Annotated in this window: 17 protein-coding genes and 3 pseudogenes; 6 read left to right on the forward strand and 14 right to left on the reverse strand. The window is 63.5% G+C overall.

Features of this window, described 5'->3' with window-relative positions; all coding sequences use genetic code 11:
* Positions 1-13: 13 nt before the first annotated feature.
* From B4A72_RS01845 to B4A72_RS01900, 12 genes are all read right to left on the reverse strand, one after another.
* Positions 14-235, reverse strand: a complete 222-nt coding sequence (locus B4A72_RS01845; protein ID WP_292978005.1) for a transposase domain-containing protein — start codon at positions 233-235, stop codon at positions 14-16.
* A 54-nt stretch (positions 236-289) separates the two neighbouring features.
* On the reverse strand, positions 290-2,044 hold the full coding sequence (locus B4A72_RS01850; protein ID WP_292978006.1) for a PHA/PHB synthase family protein: 1,755 nt from the start codon (positions 2,042-2,044) through the stop codon (positions 290-292).
* Positions 2,045-2,127: 83 nt separating this feature from the next.
* Positions 2,128-2,775, reverse strand: a complete 648-nt coding sequence (locus tag B4A72_RS01855; RefSeq protein WP_292978007.1) for a LutC/YkgG family protein — start codon at positions 2,773-2,775, stop codon at positions 2,128-2,130.
* Positions 2,772-4,205 (reverse strand): lactate utilization protein B, encoded by a 1,434-nt coding sequence (locus B4A72_RS01860; RefSeq protein WP_292978008.1) that lies wholly within the window; start codon positions 4,203-4,205, stop codon positions 2,772-2,774. Before B4A72_RS01860 ends, B4A72_RS01855 begins: the two co-directional genes overlap by 4 nt.
* Positions 4,202-4,942 (reverse strand): (Fe-S)-binding protein, encoded by a 741-nt coding sequence (locus tag B4A72_RS01865; protein ID WP_348670966.1) that lies wholly within the window; start codon positions 4,940-4,942, stop codon positions 4,202-4,204. Before B4A72_RS01865 ends, B4A72_RS01860 begins: the two co-directional genes overlap by 4 nt.
* A gap of 43 nt (positions 4,943-4,985) precedes the next feature.
* Positions 4,986-6,761 carry an L-lactate permease gene (locus tag B4A72_RS01870; RefSeq protein WP_292978010.1) on the reverse strand — a complete coding sequence of 592 codons (1,776 nt, stop codon included), beginning with the start codon at positions 6,759-6,761 and terminating at the stop codon, positions 4,986-4,988.
* Between the two features lie 186 nt (positions 6,762-6,947).
* A complete protein-coding gene (locus B4A72_RS01875) occupies positions 6,948-7,412 on the reverse strand; it encodes a hypothetical protein (protein WP_199257848.1) in 465 nt (154 codons plus the stop codon).
* Positions 7,413-7,477: 65 nt separating this feature from the next.
* Positions 7,478-9,217 (reverse strand): dihydrolipoyl dehydrogenase, encoded by a 1,740-nt coding sequence (gene lpdA, locus B4A72_RS01880; protein ID WP_292978011.1) that lies wholly within the window; start codon positions 9,215-9,217, stop codon positions 7,478-7,480.
* Positions 9,218-9,230: 13 nt separating this feature from the next.
* On the reverse strand, positions 9,231-10,499 hold the full coding sequence (aceF, locus tag B4A72_RS01885; protein ID WP_292978012.1) for a dihydrolipoyllysine-residue acetyltransferase: 1,269 nt from the start codon (positions 10,497-10,499) through the stop codon (positions 9,231-9,233).
* 24 nt (positions 10,500-10,523) lie between these two features.
* Entirely contained in the window at positions 10,524-13,178 is a 2,655-nt protein-coding gene (gene aceE, locus B4A72_RS01890; protein ID WP_292978013.1) for a pyruvate dehydrogenase (acetyl-transferring), homodimeric type, read from the reverse strand.
* 11 nt (positions 13,179-13,189) lie between these two features.
* Complete coding sequence (phbB, locus tag B4A72_RS01895) at positions 13,190-13,915, reverse strand: acetoacetyl-CoA reductase (protein WP_292978014.1); 726 nt, start codon at positions 13,913-13,915, stop codon at positions 13,190-13,192.
* Between the two features lie 41 nt (positions 13,916-13,956).
* Positions 13,957-15,129 carry an acetyl-CoA C-acetyltransferase gene (locus B4A72_RS01900; protein ID WP_292978015.1) on the reverse strand — a complete coding sequence of 391 codons (1,173 nt, stop codon included), beginning with the start codon at positions 15,127-15,129 and terminating at the stop codon, positions 13,957-13,959.
* 399 nt (positions 15,130-15,528) lie between these two features.
* Between B4A72_RS01900 and B4A72_RS01905 the strand changes: the two genes are divergently transcribed.
* The 6 genes and pseudogenes from B4A72_RS01905 (at position 15,529) to B4A72_RS01930 (ending at position 20,767) form a co-directional block, all read left to right on the forward strand.
* A complete protein-coding gene (locus B4A72_RS01905; RefSeq protein WP_272860137.1) occupies positions 15,529-16,437 on the forward strand; it encodes a FadR/GntR family transcriptional regulator in 909 nt (302 codons plus the stop codon).
* 214 nt (positions 16,438-16,651) lie between these two features.
* Positions 16,652-17,506: a DMT family transporter gene (locus tag B4A72_RS01910; RefSeq protein ID WP_292978016.1), complete on the forward strand. Its 855-nt coding sequence runs from the start codon at positions 16,652-16,654 to the stop codon at positions 17,504-17,506.
* 312 nt (positions 17,507-17,818) lie between these two features.
* Positions 17,819-17,974: pseudogene (locus B4A72_RS01915) on the forward strand (transposase); the annotation flags it as partial.
* Between the two features lie 103 nt (positions 17,975-18,077).
* Positions 18,078-18,569: a TRAP transporter small permease gene (locus B4A72_RS01920; RefSeq protein WP_292978017.1), complete on the forward strand. Its 492-nt coding sequence runs from the start codon at positions 18,078-18,080 to the stop codon at positions 18,567-18,569.
* Between the two features lie 20 nt (positions 18,570-18,589).
* Positions 18,590-19,057: pseudogene (locus tag B4A72_RS01925) on the forward strand (TRAP transporter large permease subunit); the annotation flags it as partial.
* A 93-nt stretch (positions 19,058-19,150) separates the two neighbouring features.
* Complete coding sequence (locus B4A72_RS01930; RefSeq protein WP_422662129.1) at positions 19,151-20,767, forward strand: ISL3 family transposase; 1,617 nt, start codon at positions 19,151-19,153, stop codon at positions 20,765-20,767.
* On the opposite strand, the gene B4A72_RS01935 is transcribed toward B4A72_RS01930, so the two are convergent.
* Together B4A72_RS01935 and B4A72_RS01940 are read right to left on the reverse strand one after the other, a co-directional pair.
* The gene (locus tag B4A72_RS01935) at positions 20,691-21,593 is read right to left on the reverse strand and encodes an electron transfer flavoprotein subunit alpha/FixB family protein (RefSeq protein ID WP_292978018.1); all 903 of its coding nucleotides are present in this window, start codon (positions 21,591-21,593) and stop codon (positions 20,691-20,693) included. The two genes, B4A72_RS01930 and B4A72_RS01935, sit on opposite strands and share 77 nt — an antisense overlap.
* Positions 21,593-21,805, reverse strand: a pseudogene (locus tag B4A72_RS01940) (electron transfer flavoprotein subunit beta/FixA family protein); the annotation flags it as partial. The gene B4A72_RS01935 and the pseudogene B4A72_RS01940, both read right to left, overlap by 1 nt.

Genomic DNA, 21,805 nt, shown 5'->3' on the forward strand with positions numbered 1-21,805 from the left:
GCCCAATAAAGGGCTACGCGACAGCAGGCATCACCGCCGAAACCGTTCGATCTGACCGCTTCCGGTTCCATTGCCAGGGCATCAGTTCATCGACCTTTGTGATCTCGTAGTCTGGTATGCTTGCGAGGGTGTCGGCGAGCCAAGCGTTGAGATCGGCTCCGCTGAGCTTGGCCGTTTCGATCAGGGTGTAGGGCGGAAAGATGGAGAAACCAGCAGCCGTCAAGCATCTCTGCATAGGGTCACGCCGTCGCGCTTACCCCAAAACGATCTAGACCGAAGCTGAAGGAGATTATCCCGCCCGCACATAGCTGCCGGGTGCCGGCTCGATCGGTTTCAGCTTACCGCTGCCCGGCACATAGGCCGGAACCTTCTTGCCCTTGCTGTGGCTCTCGATCCATTCCGCCCAGTTCGGCCACCAAGACCCCTGATGCGGCGTGGCCTTGGCCAGCCAGTCCTGCGGATCGGCGGGATAGGCAGCCGCGCTGGTCCAGAACCCGTATTTCGGCCGTTTCGCCGGCGGGTTGATCACCCCCGCGATATGGCCCGATCCGCCCAGCACGAAGGTCGTTTCACCGCCCAGAAGCCCGGTCGTCGGATAGATCGAGTTCCAGGGCGCGATGTGATCCTCTTTCGTCGCAAAGACATAGAAGGGGATATCGATCTTGCCGATATCGATGGGCACGCCGTCCATCGTCAGATGGCCCGGTTTGCGCAATCCGTTCTCGATATAGATCTTTTCCAGATACCACAGCAGCATCGTGGCGGGCAGGCGAGTGCTGTCGCCGTTCCAGAACAGCAGATCGAAGGCGGGCGGCTTGCGGCCCATCAGGTAATTCATCACGTGGAAGGACCAGATCAGGTCATTTTCCCGGATCATCGAGAACATGTCCTGCAGGTGGTGATTTTCCAGATAGCCCTTTTCGGCCACGTGGTCGCGCAGCACCTTCAGCCGGTCACGGTCGATGAAAACGCCGATCTCGCCCACATCGGTGAAATCGACCATCGTGGCCAGCGTCGTCGCGGTCTTGACCCGCTTGTCGCCCTTGGCCGCCATATAGGCCAGCGTCGCCGTCACCAGAATTCCGCCGATGCAGAAGCCGAGAATGTCGAACTCGTCCTCGCCGGTCGCATCGGTGATCGCGTCCAGCGCGGTCAGCGGGCCAAGGCGCATGTAATCCTCGAAGCTCAGCGCCGCGTGCTGCTTGGTCGGGTTGACCCATGAAATCAGGAAAACGCTGTGGCCCTGCTCCAGCATATAGCGGACGAGGCTGTTTTCGGGCTTCATGTCGAAGATATAGTATTTGTTGATCCAGGGCGGCACGAACAGCAGCGGGCGCTTGAACTGGGTCTTGGTCAGCGTTTCGTAATGAATCAACTGGATCAATTCGTTCTGATAGATCACCTGCCCCGGCGTCGTGGCCAGATCGCGCCCGACCTCGAAGGCCGCGCGGTCGGTCATGTTGATGTCCAGCCGCCCACCGCCGCGTTCCAGATCGTCCAGAAGGTTGCGGAAACCGTCCAGCAGGCTGCGGCCATCGGTTTCAAGGAAACGCTCACGCGCGGCAGGGTTCAGCGCCAGGTAATTGCTGGGCGACAGCGCGCTGAGCAATTGCCGCGTATAGAACCGCACGCGCAGACTGTCCTTGTCACCCTCGGGCAGGGTCTCGATCAGGCGGTCGGCGGCGCCTTCGATGGCCAGATGCACGTCGCGCAGGCTGCGGCTCAGCGGATCGCTGGTCCAGCGCCCGTCGCGGAAGCGGCGGTCCTTGCTGTCCTCGCCCTCGCCCGCCCAGGCCCCGGCCCAGGCCTTGGCGCTATTGGACCACAGATCGATCTGGAACTGCGCCAGCGCAAACGGGTTCTGCGCCAGCTTCATCCCCGCGCGCGCATAGGCCTGTGCCACCGTCCCGGAATCCAGCACCGAGAACTCTTTCCCTGTCGCCTTGGCCATCGCATTCGCGGTGCTGTCTTGTACCAGCCCCTGCGCGCGCTGCATCAGGTTGGCGAATTCGGCGGTCTGTTCGGCAATTTCGCTTTGGTCCATTCCGGGTCTCCTTGGGGGTAGCTAGGACGACCGGCTCTGCTGGCAACGGCCGGCGGTGGTGGGGACTGGCAACCGGCAGGTTGTCAGTCTGTGCTTGCTACAAGGATCACATGCAGGAAGCCCGGCCCATGCGCCCCGCGCACATAGCTCCCCTCGATATCGGTCGTGCCGCTGGGTCCGGTGATCAAGATCGCGTTGCGCGGATGGGGCCGCTCGGCCAGCTGCGCAGCATAGTCCTCGAGATGGGACAGGATATCGGATTCCTGCAGCACCACGATATGATGCAGGGGCAGGAAAGACAGCAAGATCGGCGTATCGGCGCCCGAATGCACGATCATGGACCCGCTTTCGGCGATACCCCAAAGCGCCTTTCCGAGCGCTGCCGGCTGGTCCGGGGCAAGAGTGGTGCCGGTGTCAAGGCCCGTCCAGTCGAGTGCGGTCAGCGCCGGCGTCGGTTCCACGGCCAGGGACAGTGACAGGCCGTGTCCCGACAGATAGCGCCGCACAGCGTCGGGAACGGCTTCCATGCCGCCAACGCGGTCAATCGTCGTGCTGATCGCCTCAGCCTTCAGGATGAAGGCATCTAACAGCCCCTCAGCGACCAGTCGGGGGCGGCTGGTGTCGGGATCGGCCAGCAGGGCCTTGGCCTCGGCGGAGATGGCGTCGGGCGCCGGGCGTTCCTGTGGCAGGGCGGCGCGGATCGCGGACAGGATGCGGTCGCGGGCGGTCATGGGCGGCTCCCCTTGTGTGCCTGCTGGGCGCGATACTGTTCCATGAAGGTGCGGCCCGCCGGGCGCGGCAGGTCGCGATGGGCCGTCCAGCCGCCCGCCAGCGGCAGGCGCGCGATCCAGCCTCCCTTGCCGAACAACCGGAGGGCCCGCACGCCGATCCGGCTGGCCAGCCCGTAAAGACCGGGACGCCGGGCCAGAAAGGCCCAGATACCGATGCCGGCGCGAAGGCTTCCCGGTTCCAGCTTTTCTCGCCAACTGCGGATCCGCCAGGCGCGCAGCAGCGTGGGTATGGGAATCTCGACCGGGCAGACTTCGGCGCAGCGGCCGTTCATGGTGCAGGCATTGGGCAGGTCGCGCGATCCGGCCAGCCCGTCCAGCACCGGCGTCAGGACCGACCCCATCGGTCCGGGATAGGTGCCGCCATAGGCGTGCCCGCCGATCTGGCGATACACGACGCAATGGTTCATGCAGGCCCCGCAGCGGATGCAGCGCAGCATCTCGCGGAACTCGTTGGCCATCATCCTGGTGCGGCCGTTGTCCACCAGCACGATGTGCATTTTTTCCGGTCCGTCGGCATCGCCGGGACGCTTGGGTCCGCAATGGAAGGTGGTGTATTGCGTCAGTTCGCCGCCCGTGGCCGACCGCACCAGCAGACGCAGCAGGGACAGGGCATGGGCGGTGGTGGGCACGATCTTTTCGATTCCCGCCGTGACGATATGGATGCGAGGCGGCGTGGTGGTCAGTTCGGCATTGCCTTCGTTCGTGACCGTGCAGGTGGCGCCGGTATCGGCCACCAGGAAGTTCGCCCCCGAAATGCCGATATCGGCGCCCAGGAACTTGGCGCGCAATTCGCGCCGCGCGCTTTGCACCATGGTGGCGGGATCGTCGGCGGCGGGCGGCGGGTGATGCGCGACCTTGAACAGTTCGGCCACCTGTTCGCGGGTGCGGTGCATCGCGGGCCAGACGATGTGTGAGGGGGCCTCTCCGGCAAGCTGGATGATGTGTTCGGCCAGGTCGGTCTCGACCCGCTCGATCCCGGCATCGGCCAAGGCATGCGGCAGGCCGATTTCCTCGCCCAACATGGATTTCGACCGCGTCACCAGCCTGGCGTTGGCATCCAGGCAGATGCGGGTGATGATCGCGCGCGCCTCGGCATCGTCCGACGCCCAGTGGACCGTCGCCCCGGCTGCGGTGGCGTTGCGCTCGAACTGCTCAAGATAATGATCCAGATGGGCGATCACGTGATCCTTGATCGCGCGGCCACGGGCGCGGGCGGCCTGGAATTCGGGAAACGCCGCCACCGCCACCGCGCGCTTGCGTTCGGCGGTGCCGGTGGTGCGGTCGATGGCGATCTTCAGCGTCCGGTCCGCCAGTGCCGACTTGGCACGGACCTTGAACGAAACCTGCACGGCTGCCCCTGATGCGCTCATGGTTTCCGGCCCTCCTCGCCGATGGCCGGACCGTCGGCCCGGCCCGCCAGAACCTCGATGGTGTGGAAACAACGCGTCCTTGCGCCCCGGCGGTTCAGCTTGCCCGCCATGTTCATCAGGCATCCCAGGTCGCCCGCCAGAAGAAGGTCGGCCCCTGTGCGCTCGATCGCCTCGGCCTTTTCGGTGACGATGGCGTTCGAGATGTCGGAATACTTGACGCAGAACGTCCCGCCAAAGCCGCAGCAGACATCGTTGCCCTCAAGTCCCCGCATCTCCAGTCCCTCGACCTCGGCCAGAAGCGCGCGGGGCTGCGCGGCGATGCCCAGTTCGCGCAGACCCGCGCAACTGTCGTGATAGGTAGCCGTCGCCGCAAGGCGGCGGCCCTTGGGGTGAAAGCCCATGACATCGACCAGAAAGCTGGTGATCTCGTGGGTTTTCGCAGCCATGGCCTGGGCGCGGGGCGCCCAGGCAGGATCCTTGGCAAGCAGGTCCGGATAGCCGTGCACGATGGTCCCCGCGCAGGACCCCGAAGGCACGACGACATGGTCGAACCCGTCGAAGGCGGCGATGGTCTGCCGCGCCAGGGCTGCGGAATCCCGTTCGTCGCCGCTGTTCAGCGCGGGCTGTCCGCAACAGGTCTGTGCCTGCGGCACCTCGACCCGGCATCCGGCCTCTTCCAGAAGCTGGATGGCGGAAAACCCGATGCTGGGGCGGATGGCATCCACGAGACAGGTCACGAAAAGACCGACGCGGGGGTTTGGCTGTCCGGGCATGGCGACCTCAGGTGCTTTGGGGAACGGGAACAGGAACGGATCCGCGGTTGCGCGACATCAGGAACAGCACGAGCAACGGCCAGATGATGGCGGCAAGCCACCACAGGTTCAACCCGCCCGCCAGGAAGGCAAACCCCAGAAAGCCGCCCTGGACGATATAGTAGAACATCGGGACCAGCGTCATGCGGATGATCTCGCCCTCGCGGTCCACCAGTCCGACGGTGGCCGAGGCGGCGACGACGTTGTGCACGCAGATCATGTTGCCGGCGGCCCCGCCAATCGCCTGCAGCGCGACCACCAGGCCCGCACCGGCGGCACCCAGGCCGATCTGTTCGGCGGTCGAGAACTGGAACAGCGAGAACATCATGTTCGAGATGGTGTTCGATCCGGCCACGAAGGCCCCCATCGACCCGATCAGCGGCGCGAACATCGGCCAGGCATTGCCGACCACGGCCGAGACGCTTTCGGCGAGCACGATCGGCATCGACGCCATCGTGTCCGAGGCAGAGTTGATGAACACCTGCACCATCGGCACGGCCAGCAGCAGCGCGGGTGCGGCAGAGATCATCGTGGACCCCGAAGCACGCAGCGCCTTGCCATAGTCTGAAATCCGCATCCCGTGGAAGAAGAATGTGAACAACGAGGCAAGGATCAGGACCGTTCCGGGCAGATACAGCCACTGCACGCGGGCGTTGATGCCCGATCCGAACAGATCGTCAAATGCCATAGTCTGTCCGGGTGCGGTCAGCCAAGCCTTGAAATCCGGGATCGTGCGGGTCGCGACCAGCAGAAGGACGATGATGATGTAAGGCACCCAGGCCTTGAACAGCGGCATCATCTTGTGCCCGGCGCGGTGATCTTCCAGATCGTCCAGCTTGCCGACCCATTTTCCGTCCCACTGTTCGCGCGGCGGAAAGTCGAAGACCTCCTTCGGGATCAGGAATCCGGCCCGTGCGGCGGGAACGACGATCATCAGCCCGATGATGCCGCCCACCAGGGACGGAAATTCCGGGCCAAGCAGGCTGGCGATGATCCAGTAGGGCACGGTGAAGGCCAGCCCGGCGAACAGCGCGAACTTCCAGATGCGGAAGCCTTCGGCGAAGGACCGGCCGGGACCGAAGAACCGTGTCATCATCCCGACCATGATAAGCGGGATCAGAAAGCCGATCAGGCCATGCAGCGTGGCGACCTTGACGGCGATTTCGAACAGATATTCGCCAAAGGCCATCGGCGCGATGGTCTGTTCGACAATCGCCTGACCCGAAAGCCCGGTATTGACCCCCACCAGGATCGGCGTGCCGACTGCGCCGAACGACACCGGCGTGGACTGGATGATGAGCGTGACCAAGACCGCCGCCATGGCCGGAAAGCCGATGGCCACCAGCAGGGGCGCAGCGATGGCCGCGGGCGTGCCGAACCCGGACGCCCCCTCGATCAGCGATCCGAACATCCAGGCGATGATGATCGCCTGCACCCGTCGGTCCGGCGAGATGCTGGTGAACCCCGCCCGGATCGACCGGATGCCGCCGCTTTCCTCCAGCGTGTACAACATCAGGATCGCGCCGAAGATGATGTAGAGCAGGCTGACCGCGGTGACGGCACCGTTCACGGTGGCGCCAAGAATCTTGTTGAACTCGGTGCCCCAGACCAGAAGCGCGGTCGCGACGGTGACCAGATAGGCGACGCCCATCGACAGCTTTGCCGAACGCGCCAGAACCACCAGCAGCAGGAACACTGTGGCGATTGGCAGCAGGGCCATGACGAATGTGAAAACTTGGGACATCTTTCCTCCTCAGAAGCGTCGGGCCGATCCGGCCGTGTGGGGGTCTGTGACAACGCAGCCGATATTCTCGGGCGTGCCGGATTCGTGGCGCACCATGGTCGGGGTCGAATGGTCGATCACGAGCAGGAGCGCGCCGATGCTCTTGTGCGCGTCGCGGTACAGGATGGGGTCACCCGACCTCGTCGCTCAAGCGCCGCGCAAGTCCTTGATGGCCGCATCCACCTCAACTGCAAACCGTTTCTGAGTTTCGGTCATCGCCACCAGCGATTCCTCCGAAAGCCGCTGCATCAGCGCGAGAGCCTTGTCGGCCGCGTCCGAAAGAACCTTGATATTGTTCCCAGACGCCTCGGAGCGGACGGATGTGTCGAGCCGCTTCATGCTGTCTGTTGCGGCAGCCGTCATCTCGTCGAAAATCTGGAACTGACGCTCGATCTGCAACCGGTAGAGGGATCTTGCGTGCTCGTTGGCACTGGCCAGTGCATCCAGCCGTTTCTGCCACATCTTCAGCATTGAGGCGGGATCGAGGCCGTCAACATTCTGACGGCGGAACCAGTCCGCCATGCCCTGAGAGTTCATGAACGGAAACAGGGATGTCGGATCAAACGCCTTGAGCGCTTCATTGAAATCCATGGTGGGCTTCTTGTCGGTCATTGCAGGCTCCTGTTGCTGTGCTGACGGAAGGCATCGGGCGATCAGCTGTGGCCGCCCGATCACGGTCAGTGACGCTTCTTCGGCGGAATCAGGTCGGTGATCGTGCCCTCGAACATTTCGGCAGCGAAGTTGACCGTCTCACTCAGAGTAGGATGCGGGTGGATGGTGTGGCCAAGGTCGACCGCATCGGCCCCCATCTCGATGGCCAAGGCCACCTCGGCGATCAGATCGCCGGCGTTCGGGCCGACGATGGCAGCGCCGATGACGCGTTGATCGGTTTCGTCGAAGATCAGCTTGGTGATGCCCTCGGACCGGCCAAGTGAAAGCGACCGTCCAGAGGCAGCCCAGGGGAAAACGCCCTTGCCGACCTTCAGGCCACTGGCCTTGGCCTGGGCTTCCGTCACGCCGACCCAGGCAACTTCGGGGTCGGTGTAGGCGACCGAGGGAATCACGCGGGCGTCGAAGTGGCGGTTGTGCCCGGCCGCGACCTCGGCTGCGACCTTGCCTTCATGGACTGCCTTGTGCGCCAGCATCGGCTGGCCCACCACGTCGCCGATGGCGAAGATATGGGGAACATGGGTACGCTGCTGGCTGTCCACGGCGATGAATCCGGGGTCGTCCACGGCGACACCGGCCTTGTCGGCGTCGATCGGCTTGCCATTGGGTTTGCGACCCACGGCGACCAGCACCTTGTCGAACGTGTCGGTGAAGGTTTCGCCTTTCTCGTCCTCGAAGGTCACCTTCAGACCACTCTTGAGCGCTTCCATCCCGGTGACTTTCGTCTTGAGGAAGATGTTCTCGTAGCGGCCCTTGATCCGGTTGTGCAGCGGCTTGACGATGTCCTTGTCCGCACCCGGAATGATCTGGTCCATCAGTTCCACAACCGTGATCTTCGAGCCGAGCGCGTCGTAGACACAGGCCATTTCCAGACCGATGATGCCACCGCCCAGGATCAGCATGCGTTTCGGGATGTCCTTGAGTTCCAGCGCGCCGGTCGAGTCGATCACGCGGGGATCATCATGCGGGATGAAGGGCAGCTTCACTGGCTCGGACCCGGCGGCGATGATGCACTGGTCGAAGCTGACCGTGGTGCGGCCGTTGTCGCCGATCACCTCGATCATGTTCGGTCCTGTAAAGGTGCCGTAGCCCTGCACCACCTGCACCTTGCGGCCCTTGGCCAACCCGCCGAGACCGCCGGTCAGCTGACCGATCACGCTGTCCTTGAAGCTGCGCAACTCGTCGAGGTCGATCTTGGGCTTGCCAAAGCTGATGCCATGCGCGCCCATCTCCTCGGCCTCGGTGATGACCTTGGCGACGTGCAAGAGCGCCTTGGACGGGATGCAGCCGACGTTGAGGCAGACACCGCCGAGGCTCGGGTATTTCTCGATCAGGACGGTCTTCTTGCCCAGGTCCGCGGCGCGGAAGGCCGCGGTGTATCCGCCGGGGCCGGAGCCCAGAACGACCACTTCGGCGTGGATGTCGCCCTTGCCCGAGGCGGTGCCGGTGGCGGCGACGGATTTCGGCTCTTCGGCGGCGGGGGCCTCTTGCTTGGCGGGAGCGGGCGCATCACCTGCATCCGCACCCTCAAGCACCATGATGACCGTGCCTTCGGACACCTTGTCGCCTTCGGAGACCTTGATTTCCTTGATTTTTCCGGCGGAGGGCGACGGGACTTCCATCGTCGCCTTGTCGGATTCCAGCTCGATCAGCGGGTCTTCGGCAGCGACTGTGTCGCCGACGCTCACCAGAACGCTGATGACCGGAACGTCCTTGAAATCGCCGATATCGGGGACTTTGACTTCCATCAGATGATCCCCCTTACCACATCAACTTGCGCATATCGCCAAGCAGCGTCTTGAGCGTCACGCAGAAGCGCGCGGCCAAGGCGCCGTCGACGGCACGGTGATCGTAGGACAGCGACAGCGGCTGCATCAGGCGCGGCACGAATTCCGAGCCGTTCCAGACCGGCGCCATCTTTGACCGGGTGAGGCCGAGGATCGCCACCTCGGGCGCGTTCACGATAGGGGTAAAGCTCGTGCCCCCGATCCCGCCCAGAGACGAGATGGTGAACGTCGCGCCCTGCATGTCGGGGCCTTTCAGCTCGCCTGCGCGGGCCTTGGCGGACAGGTCGCCCAGTTCCTTGGAGATCTCGACCAGACCCTTGCGATCGGCATCCTTGATCACCGGAACGACGAGGCCGTTCGGCGTGTCGGCCGCGAAGCCGATGTTGTAGTAGGACTTCTTGATCAGCTTGTCGCCATCGGGGTGGATCGAGGAGTTGAACTCCCAATGTTCCTTGAGCGCACTGACGGAGGCCTTGATCACGAAGCTCAGAGGCGTGACGCGATAGCCGTTTTCCTTGGCCATGTTGTCCATTTCCTTGCGGTAGGTGTCGAGCTCGGTGATGTCCGCTTCGTCGTTGTGCGTGACGTGCGGGACGTTCAGCCAGGACCGGTGCAGCGCGGGGCCGGACAGCTTCTTGATGCGCGCCATTTCCACGTTTTCGACCGGACCGAACTTCGAGAAGTCCACCACCGGAATCGGCGGGATGCCCATGCCGCCGCTCAGCGCCGCGCCGCCCGATGCGGCAGCGACCGGGACTGCGCTGGCCTTCAGCGCCGCCGTCACGTCGTCGCGCAGAATGCGCCCCTTGCGGCCCGAGCCGTTGATCTTGGCCAGATCAATCCCCAACTGCCGCGCAAACGCGCGGATCGACGGCGAAGCATGGGCCTTGTTGAACCCCGAATCTGTGACGGCGGGAGCTGCGGGGGCTGCCGCCGCCGGAACCGATGCGGCAGGCGCGGCGGCGGGCGCCGATGTAGGCGCCGATGCGGCGGCAGCGGCGTCGCTGCCCTCGGCCTCGACCGTCAGGATCATCGATCCCTCGGAGACCCGGTCGCCTTCCTTCACCACGATAGAGGCGATGCGGCCTGCGACGGGGCTTGGCACCTCCATTGTGGCCTTGTCGGATTCAAGCTCGATCAACGGGTCCTCGGCGGCGACGGTATCGCCCACCTTCACCAGAACGGTGATAACCGGGACATCCTTGAAATCGCCGATGTCGGGAACGTTCACTTCAACAGGCATGATGTGTCTCCTCCTTCTTCCCGCTCAGACCAGCCGGGGGTTCGGCTTGGCGCCGTCGATGTCATACTTGGCAAGGGCAGCCTTCAGCGTCGCCTCGTCGACCGCACCGTCACGGAACAGATCCACCATGGCTGCGGCGGCGATGTGGTTGGCATCGACCTCGAAGAACCTCCGCAGGTTCACCCGGCTGTCGGAGCGACCGAACCCGTCGGTCCCCAGCACCGTGTAGCGGCCCGGCACGAAGGCCCGGATCTGCTCGGCATAGTTCTTCATGTAGTCGGTGGCGGCGATCACCGGTCCCTTGGCCTTGGACAACGCCTGCGTGACGAAAGCGGTGCGCGGGGGTTCCATCGGGTTCAGGCGGTTCCAACGTTCTGCGTCCTGGCCGTCTCGGGCCAGTTCGTTCAGGCTTGTCGCCGACCAGATGTCGGCGGTAATGCCGTAATCGGCCTCAAGCATCTCGGCGGCCTTGATCGCCTGGATCAGGATCGTGCCCGATCCCAGCAGATTGACGTGCTTCCTGCCCGCCTTCTTAACCTCTTTCAGGCGATAGAGGCCGCGGATGATGCCCGCCTCGCAGCCTGCCGGCATGTCGGGATGGGCATAGTTTTCGTTCATCAGGGTGATGTAAAAATACACGTCCTCCTGATCCTGATACATCCGCGTCATGCCGTGCTGCACGATCACCGCCACTTCGTGCTGAAAGGTCGGGTCGTAGCTGATGCAATTCGGGACGGTGCCCGCGATGATATGGCTGTGGCCGTCCTCGTGCTGCAAACCCTCGCCGTTCAGCGTTGTGCGCCCGGCGGTGCCGCCCAACATGAAGCCACGCGCCCGGCTGTCGCCCGCAGCCCAGGCCAGATCGCCCACCCGCTGAAAACCGAACATCGAATAGTAGATGAAGAACGGGATCATCGGCACGCCGTGATTGGAATATGACGTCGCCGCCGCGATCCAGTCGGCCATGGCACCGGCCTCATTGATGCCTTCCTGCAAGACCTGCCCATCCGTTGCTTCGCGGTAATAGGACATCTGCTCGCGATCTTCGGGCGTATAGTGCTGGCCGGCGGGATTGTAGATCCCTATGGATCGGAACAACCCCTCCATGCCGAAGGTGCGGCTTTCGTCCGGCACGATCGGCACGATATGCTTGCCCAGCTCCTTGTCGCGCAGGAGTGTGGTCAGGATGCGCACAAAGGCCATCGTGGTCGAAATCTCGCGCTCGCCCGTGTTCTGAAGCTGCGCCTTGAACGCCTCGAGCGGCGGGATTGCCAGCTTGGGCGAGGTGCTGACACGCTGCGGGAACGCGCCACCCAGGGCCCTGCGCCGGTCCGCCAGATAGGCCTTCTGGGCGTTGTTCAACGCGACGAAGGGGGCCTTCGGCAAATCCTCGTCGGACACGGGGATCTTGAAGCGGTCTCGGAACGCGCGCAGTTGCTCCTCTGCCAGTTTTTTCTGCTGGTGGGTGGTGTTCTGCCCTTCGCCCGCGGATCCCATGCCATAGCCCTTGACCGTCTTGATCAGCAGGCAGGTCGGCTGGTCCCTGGTGTCGGTCGCCTTGCGGAACGCGGTATAGACCTTCTCGGGATCGTGGCCGCCCCGGCTCAGCGACCAGATCTGATCGTCGGACCAGTCCTCGACCAGGGCCGCAGTTTCGGGATACTTGCCGAAGAAATGCTTGCGGATAAACGCGCCGTCCTTGGACTTGAAGGTCTGATAGTCGCCGTCCACCGTTTCATCCATCAACTGGCGCAGCCGGCCGCTGGTGTCGTTTTCTAGCAGATCGTCCCAGCCCTTGCCCCAGAGCAGCTTGACGACATTCCAGCCCGCGCCTCGGAAATTGCCTTCCAGCTCCTGCACGATCTTGCCGTTGCCGCGCACCGGGCCGTCCAGGCGTTGCAGGTTGCAGTTGATGACGAAGATCAGGTTGTCGAGACCCTCGCGCGCGGCCAGGTCGATGGCACCGCGGCTTTCCGGCTCGTCCATCTCTCCGTCGCCCAGGAAACACCAGACCTTGCGGTCGGCCATATCGATCAGCCCACGGTTGTGCATGTATTTCATGAACCGCGCCTGATAGATCGCCATCAGCGGGCCAAGTCCCATGCTGACGGTCGGGAACTGCCAATAGTCCGGCATCAGCCAGGGATGGGGATAGGACGACAGCCCCTCGCCCCCGACCTCGGACCGGAAGTTCAGCATCTGCTCTTCGGTGATGCGGCCTTCCATGAAGGACCGGGCATAGATGCCGGGCACCACATGGCCCTGGAAGAATACCAGATCGCCGCCGTGAATCGCCGACCGCGCGCGCCAGAAGTGGTTCAGCCCGACATCATACATCACCGCCGAGGAGGCGAAGGATGCGATATGCCCGCCGTATTCGCTGGATTCCTTGTTGCGGCGCACGACCGTCGCCATGGCGTTCCAGCGGTTGATGGTGCGGATGCGCCATTCCATGTCCAGATCGCCCGGAAACTCATACTGATCGTCCACGGGGATCGTGTTCTGGTAAGGGGTCGTCGCAGAGAACGGCAGCGTTGCCCCGGCGGCGCGGGCCTGTGCGACGGCTCTATCGAGCAAGAAATGAGCCCTGTTGGGGCCATCGCGTTCAATCACGTCGGCAATGGCGTCCTGCCATTCGCGGGATTCGATCGGGTCGATATCGGGACCGAGGTCTCTCATGGGTGTTTCCCTCAAACGAAGAACTGGCCGCCATTGGCGGAGATGGTGGAGCCGGTGATGAAGCCGGCATCGCCCGAGGCCAGGAAGACCACGGCGCGGGCGATTTCCTCGGGCTCACCCAAGCGACCGACCGGGATCTGCGGGATGATCCGCTCGTTCAGCACCTTCTCGTCGATGGCACGCACCATCTCGGTGCCGATATAGCCCGGGCAGATGGCGTTCACGGTGATGCCGGCGCGGGCACCCTCTTGCGCCAGGGCCTTGGTGAAGCCCAGATCCCCGGCCTTCGCCGCCGAATAGTTCGCCTGACCCGCCTGACCCTTCTGGCCGTTGATCGAGCTGATATTGACGATGCGGCCGAACTTGCGGTCGCGCATCCCGGTCCAGACCGGATGGGTCATGTTAAAAAGGCCGGTCAGGTTGGTGTCCATGACCTCGTTCCACTGCTGCGGCGTCATCTTGTGGAACATCGCATCGCGGGTAATGCCCGCATTGTTCACCAGAACGGCGATCGGGCCCAGCTCGTCCTCGACCTGCTTGATGCCGGCGGTGCAGGCATCGTAATTGGCCACCGACCATTTATAGGTCTTGATGCCGGTCTCGTCGGTGAAGGCCTTGGCGGCCTCGTCATTGCCGGCATAGTTCGCGGCGACGGTATAACCCGCTTCCTTCAACGCCTTCGAGATGGCGGCGCCAATGCCGCGCGATCCCCCAGTAACTAGTGCAACCCTTGACATTGATTCCTCCTCTGATGCTGTGTCGATTCTGGCCTGGAGCCTCAGCGCTCGAGGCAGAGGGCGACGCCCATGCCGCCGCCGATGCAGAGCGTGGCGATGCCCTTCTTGGCATCGCGACGGCCCATCTCGAAGATCAGGCTGTTCAGGATGCGCGCGCCCGAGGCACCGATCGGGTGCCCGATGGCGATGGCGCCGCCGTTCACGTTCACGATCTCGGGGTCCCAACCCATCTCCTTGTTCACCGCCAGGGCCTGGGCGGCAAAGGCTTCGTTCGCCTCGATCAGGTCCAGATCGCCGACCTTCCAGCCGGCTTTTTCCAGCGCCTTGCGGCTAGCATAGACCGGACCCACGCCCATGATGGCCGGGTCAAGGCCGGCGGTGGCGTAGGAGGCGATCCGGGCCAGCGGGGTCAGGCCGCGGCGCGCGGCTTCTTCCTCGGACATGACCATGACGGCGGCGGCGCCGTCATTCAGGCCTGAAGCATTGCCGGCGGTCACGGTGCCGTCGCGGGTGAAGGCGGGGCGCAGCTTCTGCATCGCTTCCAGCGTGGCGCCGTGACGGATATATTCGTCCTTGTCGACGACCGTATCGCCCTTGCGGGTCTTGACGGTATAGCGGACGATCTCGTCATCGAACTTGCCGGCACTCTGCGCGGCCTCGGCCTTGTTCTGGCTGGAGACGGCGAATTCGTCCTGCGCATCGCGGGTGATCTGGAATTTCTCGGCCACGTTCTCGGCCGTCTGGCCCATGTGGTAATTGTTGAACGCGTCCCACAGCCCGTCGCGGATCATCGTGTCGATGGCCTGCATGTCGCCCATCTTCTGACCGGCGCGCAGATAGGAGGCATGCGGCGACAGCGACATGCTTTCCTGACCACCGGCGATGACGATATCGGCATCGCCAAGGCTGACCTGCTGGGCCGCCAGCGCCACCGCGCGCAGACCCGAACCGCAGACCTGATTGAGCCCCCAAGCCGCCGATTCCTTCGGCAGACCGGCATTGATATGGGCCTGACGGGCGGGGTTCTGGCCCTGCGCCGCGGTCAGCACCTGCCCGAGGATGGTTTCGCTGACCTCGGCCGGGTCGACGCCGGCGCGCTCGACCACGGCCTTCAGGACGGCAGTGCCGAGATCATGCGCGGGGATAGTGCCGAACGCCCCCATAAAACTGCCGACCGGCGTGCGCGCGGCGGAAACGATAACGGCTTTCGTCATAGCATCGATCCTTTACCTAAGGTCGTTTGAAAGGCGATCAGTTTGCTGCGGAAGTGCCATCGGCAGAACAAAGCAATGCGGCTCGACATAGCCGATTTGATGGCCACTCGCCCAAAAAGTCAGCGGCGCGGCACCGTGGACAGGCATGGCGGAGACAACCCGAGCAACTGACCGGCCAAGCAGGCCTGCGGTCCGGCCCGACCGCCTCGTGCTGCAGCATGGACGCCCCCTCCCAGAGTTGGTTCGGAGCGCTCAGCGTCCCGCCTACGTCATAGAAGGTATATAAACTTTACCACTTATCGTAGTCAACAAGTTTATTTACCTTTAGATCAGGCGCCGTGAAAAGTGATCGTCGGTTGACGCAGCGCGCTCGGCAGTGTGAGGTTCACCGGATACCCCATGGATATCAAGAAAATACTGATTTTCAGTCAAAAAAATACACGACTGGAGAAGATGCTGTCCTTGAAATCAGACTCCGGTGAGGTAAATAATATTGATGTCTGTCTATCGGCACCCCTAAGGAGCTCGCCGCCCATGATTGCTGCGGAAATTTTTGAGCCGATTGATCACGAATCAGTCGTCGATACGGTTGTCGGCAAGGTTGAAACGATGATCGTCGATGGGGTTCTGAAGGACGGTGCTCGTTTGCCGTCGGAGCGCGAAATGGCCGACGCCTTCGGGGTGTCGCGGCCAAAGCTGCGTGAAGCGCTGCAGACGCTCGAGGCTCGCGGCCTCGTTCATGTCCGCCACGGTGACGGAACTTATATTGCCGAACTGACCGGCAGGGCCATGTCGCCGGCCATGTTGGCGCTTTATTCGCGCCATGGCGAAGCCTTTCACGACTATCTCGAATACCGGCGCGAGCAGGAAGCCTTCGCGACCCGCCTTGCCGCGCAGCGCGCGACAGCTGCGGACAAGGAGCGTCTGTCTGCGATCAGGGAAGAACTCGAAGCGGCCTGGCTTGGTCAGGACGCAGAGGCGGAAAGCGAAGCTGATTTCCGGCTTCACCATGCTGTGGTCGATGCCAGCCACAACACAACGCTGATCCACATGATGGCGTCGGTCTATGACCTGACACGTCGCGGAATCTTCTACAATCATGACCTTCTCCGCAGTATCGATGACAGCGGACGCAAGCTTCTCGATCAACACATAGAGATCATTGAGTCGGTTCTGTCCGCTGATCCTGTACGTGCCGAGGAGGCTGCGCGCGACCACATGGGCTATGTCGAGGAATCGATACGTCGCGGTCGGGAGCTGCAGCGACGAGAGCAGCGCGCTCGAATGCGATTCAAGACTGGGGTCTGAGTGAGCTGGCTTCATCATTTCCTTTCTTCCGGGTATCTGATGGAGCAATGTTCTGAACCTGCCTGCAAACTCAGCTCGCTTCCCGTGGGCCTGCCGCCCCCCGCCCTGCGTCTGCGGGATTTGGCAGGCTTGCATCAGCCGGGGATGCGGCGGGGTCCGATCCGGCCTTGCGCGCTGCCGGATAGCGTGCCGATGCGGACTGAAGGAAATGCCGATGCAGACCCCTGCGCCCCTGACGGTTCTTGGCCTTGTCGCCCTTGCCACCACGGCGATCGTCTGCGGCGACACGGCCGGCAAGCTGCTGACGGGGGCGGGGGTGCAGCCGCTGTTCGTGGCCTGGTCGCGCTTCGCGCTGGCGGCCCTGCTGCTGTTCTGGGTGCTGGGCCTGGGGCCGGCCGGCCTGGGACGCCTGCTGGACTGGCGGCTGATCCTGCGCGCGGCCCTGATCGTCGGCGCCATCGCCTCGATCCTGACCGCGCTTCGGACCGAGCCCATCGCGAATGTCTTCGGCGCCTTCTTCATCGGCCCGATCATGGCCTATGTGCTGTCGGCCCTGCTGCTGGGCGAGCGCGTGTCCTGGGCGCGCACGGTGATGCTGGGGCTGGGATTTGCCGGCGTGCTGCTGGTCGTCCGGCCCGGCGGCGAGATGGGGACCGGCATGATTTTCGCGGTGCTGGCCGGCACGCTCTACGGCTCGTATCTTGCCGCGACGCGCTGGCTGACCGCCTTCTATCCGCCGCCCTTCCTGCTCGGCTCGCAACTGCTGATCGGGGCGGTGCTGCTGCTGCCTGCGGGCCTTGCCAGCATTCCGGCAAGCACCGACCTGCGGGTCTGGGTGCTTGTGATCGTCAGTTCGCTTGCCTCTGCCTTCGGCAACTATCTGCTGGTGGTTGTGAACCGGACGACGCCGGCGACGGTCTCGGCGCCCCTCATCTATTTCCAGTTGATCGCCGCCACCGTGATCGGGTTCCTCGTCTTCGGCGACTGGCCGGAGCCGTTGACCCTGCTCGGCCTTGGCGTGATCTTCGCCTCGGGTGTCGGCGGCCTGGCGCTAGTGCCGAGGCGCTAGGCGCGGCGGCCCCGTGCGTGGCGTACACTGACAAGCGCCACGAAGCTGCTCTGCAGTAGCCCAGCCTCTGCACGCGATCCACCCGTGCAGGGGCGCGGGAGGGCTGCAGGCGCCTTGTTCCCCGGACACGCCCGAGAAACCTAAACGCCGTTTGCAGAGCGTACTGTGCCCGAGCGACCGTATGCAAACCGCAACAGGGCCAAAGGCTCAGCCCGCGGCGCTCGAAATCTCGGAGGAAATCGGTCCAGAAGGGCTCGGTGTTAATTTCCACTCAGAATTGAGTCGGCCCAGTTCTGGGTGGAAATCAACAGGCCGCTGCATCTGCTGATCGACAGCACCGGGATCAAGGTCGAAGGCGAGGGCGAGTGGAACGCCCGCAAGCACGGCGGCGCCAAACGCCGCGTCTGGCGCAAGATCCACCTCGGGATCGATGAGCAAACGCTGGAAGTCCGCGCTATCGAAGTCACCACAACCGTGACGCTTTCCGCGAGGCAATGTCGGGGGCGAATGCCGATTTCGATGCGCAGTTCGGGGCTGATCTGCTCAAACGCATCCGCGAGTGGAAGGCGCAATGAGCACAATCGTCACGTTGATACGGCGTGTCGACGCGACAGTCGCGATGGGGGTGGCAATCGCCGCCTCCCTCGCTCTCGCGGTCGCAGCGCTGGCGAGCTTTTGGCAGGTGATGGGGCGGTTCGTGTTTCAGGTTCCCTCCACATGGTCCGAGGCGCTGACCCGCGTTGCGCTGATCTGGATGGTGATGCTCGGAATCTCAACCGCGCTGCGGGCGGGGGCTTTCGTCGCGATTGATCTGGTGCGCGATGCGCTGCACAGGCGTCTGCGGCTTGCACTCGAACTCGCGATCACGCTGGCCTGCTTGTTTCTCTTTGCGATGCTGTTCTGGCTCGGTTGGGAAATGGCGCTTCGGGTGCAGCGGCAAGAGATGGCAGGGCTGGGGATTTCGATGAGCTGGGGCTATACGGCAATTCCCGTCGGGTCCGCTTTCGCAGCCCTCGGCGTTCTTGCCCATTTCCTGCAAAATGCAGAGAGGATTGCATCATGACCGGCGCCATGATGACCGCGATGCTGGTGCTCTTCACGATTTCGGTTCCGATTGCGACTGCACTCTGCTTGGCCTCGATGGTGGGGCTGTTTGGTTTCACGACCTTGCCCGCGATTATTCTGCCGCAGCAGATCTTTATCGCGCTCGATAAATTTCCGCTGGCCGCAATCCCCTTCTTCATCCTTGCGGGTAATCTGATGGAGGTTGGCGGCATGTCGCGCCGCCTCGTGGAATTCGCGCGCGCCTTTGTCGGCCCCCTGCAAGGCGGTCTGGCGGCGACCTGCGTGCTGACCTGCATGATGTTCTCGGCGATCTCCGGATCGAGCATTGCGACAATGTTCGCGGTGGGCACCGTTCTGATCCCCGCCATGCGGCAATACGGCTATCCCGTCGGGTTTACCGCCGCGCTGATGGCGGTCTCGGCCGAGCTGGGCGTGATCATTCCGCCCTCGATCCCGATGATCCTTTACGGCGTGGCCACGCAGACCTCGATCCCTGCTGTCGCGTTGCCCTTAACAAGGCTCTGCCTCACTTTGTGTGGCGCAACTATCCTGAAACTGGAAAATTCAGGAGGGATAGTTGTGGGTTCGAAGAAGCACTGGTCACCCGGGATCGATGTTGCCGTTCAAAGCGTGGAGCGAAGTGAACGCGGCGGGTGGCTTGTATTCGGCGTCTTGGCGCCCAACGGCATCTGCCCCGACTGTGGATTCCATTCACGCCGACGTCACGGCTGGCGGCGTCGGCGGCTTCAGGATTATCCCGCGCATGGAAACAAGGTAACGGTTGATCTCGCGATTTGCCGTTGGCGATGTCAGGCACCCGCTTGCCCACGCCGGACTTTCTCGGACCAGATCGCCTCGATTGCGCATCCATTTGCACGTCGGACTTCGCGTGTCGGGGAGATTGTCAGTCATCTGGGGCATGCGACCGGCGGACGACCTGCCGAGAGGTTGTTGCATCGTTTGGGCCTTGGGGTCAGCGATGACACGGTGCTCAGGCATCTGAAACAGTGTGCTCACGGCGCCGGCGAGGCGCCAACGGTCATCGGGATCGACGACTGGAGCTGGCGGAAGTCGCAAACCTACGGCACGATCATTGTGGATCTGGAGCGTCGCGTGGTGATCGACATTCTCGAGGATCGAGATGTCGTCACCTGCACCGACTGGCTGAGGCGTCATCCTGAGCTTGAGGTGATCAGCAGAGATCGGTGTGGTCTCTACGCCCAGGCCGCACGGCAAGGGGCACCGCAGGCGAAGCAGGTCGCTGACCGGTTCCATATCGTGCAAAACCTGCGGCAGGCCATCGAGGAGCAAATGAACCTCCACGGCCGTGCGACCGGCAGGGCGCTGCTGTCCGACGCAGACAATATCACCGCAGCCGGCAGGCTTCTGAAGTCACGCCTTGCGCACAGGACGTCTCGGGAAGAGATTTTCACCACCATCCATGCGCTCCGAAATCAGGGGCTTTCCTGCAGCGAGATCGGGCGGCGAACCGGGTTTCCGCGTCGCAGCATCGCGAAATGGCTGCAGTTCGAGACGACGCCAGACCGCAGGCGGGCCGCTTTGAAGCGGACTTCCCCATGGTATTTTGAAAAGTTTCTGAGGCAATCCTGGAAGGACGGCATTCGAACTGGAAGCGCCCTGTTCCGTCTGATCCAAGAGCGTGGTTACGAGGGGAGTCAAACGCATTTGCAGCGGTTGCTGGCGGGTTGGCGCAGAGCCGAACAGCAAGCGACCGACCCCAAGGTAGAGCACGCGATACTTAAGCCAGTCCGGGACCCGGAAACGGGGCACGCGATTTCCCCGGTCATCGCGGCTGCCCTGTGTATCAAACCCCGCGGAAAGCTCACCCCGGATCAGGTGCGGAAAGTCGACGCGCTCAAGGCCGGTTCTCCCGCCTTCGCAACGATGCGCAGCCTCGCCATGCGGTTCAATGGTATCATTCGCGGTCGCCAGGCAGACCCGCTCCCTGCATGGATCGACGACGCGATTGAAAGCAACCTGGCGCCCATCGTGCGCTTTGCCCGTACCTTGAACCGGGACTTGGACGCGGTCACGAACGCCATCGAGATGCCCTGGAGCAACGGCCAGGCAGAAGGTCAGATCAACCGCCTGAAGACCCTCAAACGCGCAATGTACGGTCGCGCCGGTCCAGAATTGTTGCGGGCGAGAATGCTACCGTTCCGCCACACAAATTGAGGCAGAGCCCTTTGCTGTCCTTCATGCCAGCAAGGTGCTGGATCGCGCCCGAGATGCCGACGGCGACATACAGCTCGGGGGCGACGACCTTGCCGGTCTGACCCACCTGCCAGTCGTTCGGGGCATAGCCCGAGTCGACGGCCGCGCGCGATGCACCGACGGCGGCGCCCAGCTTGTCGGCCAGCTTCTCGATGATCGCGAAATCATCCTTCGAGCCAACGCCACGGCCACCCGAGACCACGCGACCGGCCGAGGTCAGTTCCGGACGATCGCTTTCCGCGACCTCGTCGCCAACCCAGGAGGACAGCGCCGGATCATCGGCCAGGGCCGCGTCCGAAACCGAGGCCGAGCCACCTTCGCCAGCGGCATCGAAGCTTGCCGTGCGGATGGTCATGACCTTCTTGGCGTCCTTCGACTTGACGGTCTGGATGGCGTTGCCGGCATAGACCGGGCGTTCGAAGGTGTCGGCATCGACGACGCCCGAGACATCCGACAGCACCATGACATCAAGGAGCGCGGCAACGCGCGGTATGATGTTCTTGGCATCGGTCGTGGCAGGCGCCGCGATATGGCTGTAGTCGCCGGCCAGCGACACGATCAGCGCCGCGGTCGGCTCGGCCAGACGGTGGCCATAGCGCGCATCCTCGGCGACCAGCACCTTGGCGACGCCGGCGATCTTTCCAGCCTCGGCGGCCGCGGCAGCGGCCGAGGACCCGGCGCAGAGAACGGTCACGTCACCCAAAGCCTTGACCGCGCCGACCGCCTTGGCGGTGGCATCGCGGCTCAGCTCGCCATTCGTGACTTCACCCAGCAGAAGAACGGCCATCAGATTACCCCCGCTTCTTTCAGTTTCGACACCAGCTCGTCGACCGAGCCGACCTTGATGCCGGCCTTGCGGCCCTCGGGCTCGCGGGTCGAGACGATCTCGAGGCGCGGGCTGACATCGACGCCGTAGTCACCGGCGGTCTTCTCATCCAGCGGCTTCTTCTTCGCCTTCATGATGTTCGGCAGCGAGGCATAGCGCGGCTCGTTGAGGCG

Source organism: Paracoccus sp. UBA5162 (assembly GCF_002413585.1).
GTDB lineage: Bacteria > Pseudomonadota > Alphaproteobacteria > Rhodobacterales > Rhodobacteraceae > Paracoccus.